Here is a 309-nt window from a genome sequence, read left to right as displayed (position 1 = left end):
CGCAACGCGGGACATAAACCAGCCGGGTCACTTCTCGATGAAAATACCGGGTCACTTCTCAGCGACAATCAACACTCACGCGCTGGGACGGTCAAAAGGCGGCTTGAGCACCAAGGTTCATGCTGCCACCGATGCACTTGGCAATCCCGTTCGCTTCATTCTGACGGGCGGGGAACGCAATGACATCACCCAGATCGAAGGCCTGCTCGATGGCCTCACAGCACGTCATGTTTGTGGATCGGCATGCAAAAAGGACCCCGTTAGCGGGGTGATCGGCGTCTAAAAGGGACCCCTCATTTCGATGGTTTA

The 309-nt window shown here is 56.0% G+C and carries 1 pseudogene; it reads left to right on the top strand.

Annotation, left to right across the window (positions count from 1 at the left end):
- Positions 1-73 precede the first annotated feature (73 nt).
- A pseudogene (locus L3X40_RS22265) lies at positions 74-223 on the top strand (IS5/IS1182 family transposase); the annotation flags it as partial.
- Positions 224-309: the final 86 nt, after the last annotated feature.

The sequence above is a fragment of the Rhizorhapis sp. SPR117 genome, assembly GCF_021742065.1.
Note: the sequence above shows the minus strand (reverse complement) of the source record. Positions and strands in the feature narration are given on the sequence as shown.